The sequence below is a fragment of the Hydrogenophaga sp. genome (assembly GCF_028698005.1).
GTDB lineage: Bacteria > Pseudomonadota > Gammaproteobacteria > Burkholderiales > Burkholderiaceae_C > Hydrogenophaga.
Window position 1 is genome coordinate 1 of sequence record NZ_JAQVEJ010000228.1, and the last position, 3420, is coordinate 3420.

General features: G+C 65.8%; 5 protein-coding genes. 4 read left to right on the plus strand and 1 reads right to left on the minus strand.

All coding sequences use genetic code 11. From position 1 onward, the window contains the following. Positions 1 to 648: IclR family transcriptional regulator (locus PHQ87_RS15115; protein WP_300236154.1), on the minus strand; the 648-nt coding region annotated here is incomplete at its 3' end. Positions 649 to 782: 134 nt separating this feature from the next. Here PHQ87_RS15115 and PHQ87_RS15120 point away from each other — a divergent pair. The 4 genes from PHQ87_RS15120 to PHQ87_RS15135 form a co-directional block, all read left to right on the plus strand. Beyond that, positions 783 to 1748 (plus strand): TRAP transporter substrate-binding protein, encoded by a 966-nt coding sequence (locus PHQ87_RS15120; RefSeq protein WP_300236165.1) that lies wholly within the window; start codon positions 783 to 785, stop codon positions 1746 to 1748. Positions 1749 to 1764: 16 nt separating this feature from the next. Continuing rightward, a complete protein-coding gene (locus PHQ87_RS15125) occupies positions 1765 to 2223 on the plus strand; it encodes a type II 3-dehydroquinate dehydratase (RefSeq protein WP_300236157.1) in 459 nt (152 codons plus the stop codon). A gap of 37 nt (positions 2224 to 2260) precedes the next feature. Next, entirely contained in the window at positions 2261 to 2776 is a 516-nt protein-coding gene (locus PHQ87_RS15130) for a TRAP transporter small permease (protein ID WP_300236160.1), read from the plus strand. Next, positions 2773 to 3420, plus strand: a 648-nt coding sequence (locus tag PHQ87_RS15135; RefSeq protein ID WP_300236162.1) for a TRAP transporter large permease subunit, incomplete at its 3' end; no start/stop codon positions are given. The genes PHQ87_RS15130 and PHQ87_RS15135, both read left to right, overlap by 4 nt.

Sequence of the window (3420 nt, forward strand, 5' to 3'; positions counted from 1 at the left end):
GCCGATCGCGGGCTCCCCCTCGCGCTGTACCGGCGCGGCCATGGCCGTCATGCCGGGCGCGAACATCGCGTTGATGGTCGCGTAACCGCGCTGGCGGGTCGCGTGCAGGATGTCCACCAGTGCCTTGACGGTGGTCGGTGCGTTCGGGCCGTAGTCCTCGGGCTTGCCGAAGCCCTGGCGGGCGACGATCTGCAAGGCCTGGTCCTCGGGCAGGGTGGAGAGCCAGGCGTGGCCGGCGGAGCTGCACGAGAGGCGCACGTCGGTACCGGCATCGGGGTCATAGCGCAGGCCGCTGCGGGCGCCTTGGGCCTTGGCGACGAAGGTCAGGCGCTCGCCATCGACGATGGCCAGGCGCACCAGCTCGCCCGAGATCGCTGCCAGCCGGTCGATCAGGGGCTGGGCGATGTCGACGATGCCCGAGCTGCTCAGGAAGCTCAGGCCGAGGGCGGCCAGCTTGGTGGTCAGGGCGTAGTCGCCGTGCTCGCGCGTCTGGCGCACGTAGCCGAGCTCGGCAAGTTCGCCCAGCAGCCGGTGGCAGGCGCTGCGCGGGATGCCGTGGTCATCGGCGATGGCCGCCAGGGGCATGCCCTCGGGGTGCGCCGCGAGGTATTCAAGGATCTGGAAGGACCGGGCTAGCGATGCGGACATGGTGACCTCTGAAAAGAGATTGCATCATATCCAAAGTGTGAATATCATTCCATATGGAATTTGATTCCAAACTTTTACAGGAGACACACGTGAAGACGAAATTTGTCCGCGCCACGCTGGCTGCAGTGATCGGTATGGCCCTGGGTTTCGGTGCCCAGGCACAGGATATCCAGGAACGCACGATCAAGTTCGGCCACCTGAACAACACCGACCACCCGGTCAGCTTCGGCGTCAAGCGCTTTGCCGAACTGCTTGCGGCCAAGACCGGTGGCAAGTTCAAGGTGCAGGAGTACCCCTCGAACACGCTCGGCAACGAGCTGCAGCAGCAGTCGGCGCTGCAGGGTGGCGTGCAGGAGATGTCGGCGCCCAGCACCAGCTCGCTGGCAGGCATCGTCAAGGAGTTCGGTCTGGTGGACTTCCCGTTCGCGGTGAGCACCTTCGAGCAGGCCGACGCGCTGCTTGACGGCCCGCTGGGCAAGGCCCTGATCGACAAGCTGCCCGAAAAGGGACTGGTGGCGCTGGGCTACTGGGATCTGGGCTTCCGCAATGTCACCAACAGCCGCCGTCCGATCACCAAGGCCGAGGACCTGCAGGGCCTGAAGCTGCGTGTGATCCCGAACCCGGTGTTCCTGGATTCGTTCAAGGCCTTTGGCGCCAACCCGGTGCCGATGCCCTTCGCCGAGCTGTACGGCGCGCTGGAGTCGAAGGCCGTGGACGGCCAGGAAAACCCCTTCGCGGTGATCCTGTCGAACAAGTTCTACGAAGTGAACAAGTACGTCAGCGCGACCAACCACGTGTACGCGGCCAACATCGTGCTGGTGAGCAAGCGCTTCTGGGACAAGCTCAGCCCGGCCGAGCAAAAGATCATGCATGAGGCGGCCAACGAGGCGCGTGGCTATCAGCGCCAGGTCAGCCGCGAGGCGGCCCGCAAGGCCGTGGGTGAGCTGCAGGCCAAGGGCATGGCGTACAACGACATCGCGCCGGCCGAGCAGGAGCGCATGCGCCAGATCGTCAAGCCCGTGACCGACAAGTTCGCCGCCAGCTACGACCCCGCGATCGTCAAGCTCTACAACGACGAGCTGGCCCGCATCCGCAAGTGAGAGAAAGCACGCAACGATGAAAATCCTGGTCCTGCACGGCCCGAACCTCAACCTGTTCGGCCGTCGAGAACCCCACATCTACGGCACCACGACGCTGGCGCAGATCAATGAAAGGCTCCTGGCCCTGGCCGAGGAGCTGGACGTGACGCTGGAGATCCACCAGTCCAACCACGAGGGCACGCTGGTGGATCATTTCCACGCCAACATCGATGAGGCCGACGGCGCGCTGCTCAACCCGGCCGGGCTGACGCAGCACGGCGTCTCGCTGCACGACGCGATCAAGGCCATGCCGTTCCCGGTGCTGGAGATCCACATGTCCAACATCGGGGCGCGCGAAAGCTGGCGTCACCACTCGATCATCTCGCCGGCGGTGAAGGCGACGATCCAGGGGCTGGGCTGGCGTTCGTACACGGCGGGCCTGCGCGCGCTGGTGGAGATCGTGCGGGAAAGCAAGGCGGCCAGCGCGCCGGCCTGAGCCGGCGCAGCCGTATAAGCAAAGAGAAGGAGACAGGATGGACAGATTGTTTGGCTGGTATGGCCGGGTACTGCAGGTGCTCATGGCCATCGGACTGGCGCTGATGGTCGTGCTGGTGTTCGGCAACGTGACCTTGCGCTATGTCTTCAACTCGGGGATCTCGGTGTCCGAGGAGATGGCGCGCTGGCTGTTCATCTGGGTCACCTTCCTGGGCGCCATCGTGGCGATGCGCGAGCGCGCCCACCTGGGCACGGGCTTCCTGCTCGACCGTCTGCCGACGGCGGGCAAGAAGGCGTGCCTGGTGGTGGCGCACCTGCTCATGCTGGGCACCTGCTGGCTGGTGCTCGAAGGCGCCTGGGAGCAGGCAAAGATCAACTGGGACGTGTCGGCGCCGTCGAGCGGGCTGTCGATGGCGATCTTCTACGCCAGCGGCGTGGTGTTCGCCATCTCGGCCCTGCTCATTCTGGCCAATGACCTGTTTGGCCTGCTCACCGGCCGCGTGCCGGCCGACGAGCTGGCCAGCATGCGCGAATCCGAAGAGGTGCCGCGATGACCCTGCTGATCTTCGTGGGTTCACTGCTCGGCGCCATGGCGCTGGGCATTCCGATCGCGCTGTCGCTACTGGTGTGCGGCGTGGCGCTGATGTGGCACCTGGACATGTTCGATGCGCAGATCCTGGCGCAGAACCTGGTCAACGGTGCCGACAGCTTCCCGATGCTGGCCGCGCCCTTTTTCATCCTTGCCGGCGAGCTGATGAACGCCGGCGGCCTCTCGCGCCGCATCGTCAACCTGGCGCTCACGCTGGTGGGGCATGTGCGCGGTGGCCTAGGCTATGTGACCATCGTCGCCGCCTGCCTGCTGGCGGCTCTGTCCGGCTCGGCCGTGGCCGACGCGGCTGCCCTGACGGCGCTGTTGCTGCCCATGATGGTGGCGGCCGGTCACGACAAGGCGCGCTCGGCCGGCCTCATCGCGTCGGCCAGCATCATCGCGCCGGTGATCCCGCCCTCGATCGGTTTCGTGATCTTCGGTGTCGCGGCCAATGTCTCGGTGTCCAAGCTGTTCCTGGCGGGCATCGTGCCGGGCCTGATGCTGGGCGTGATGCTGTGGATCACCTGGTGGTGGATTGCGCGCCGCGAGCAGCTGCAGGCACCGCCCAAGAAGTGCAATGCCGAAATGCTCAAGGCCGTGCGCGAGGCG

Bases quoted from the DNA above. Each gene is read 5' to 3' on its own strand.
- PHQ87_RS15125 (WP_300236157.1), top strand. From the start codon at position 1,765: ATGAAAATCCTGGTCCTGCACGGCCCGAACCTCAACCTGTTCGGCCGT.
- PHQ87_RS15120 (WP_300236165.1), top strand. From the start codon at position 783: ATGGCCCTGGGTTTCGGTGCCCAGGCACAGGATATCCAGGAACGCACG.
- PHQ87_RS15130 (WP_300236160.1), top strand. From the start codon at position 2,261: ATGGACAGATTGTTTGGCTGGTATGGCCGGGTACTGCAGGTGCTCATG.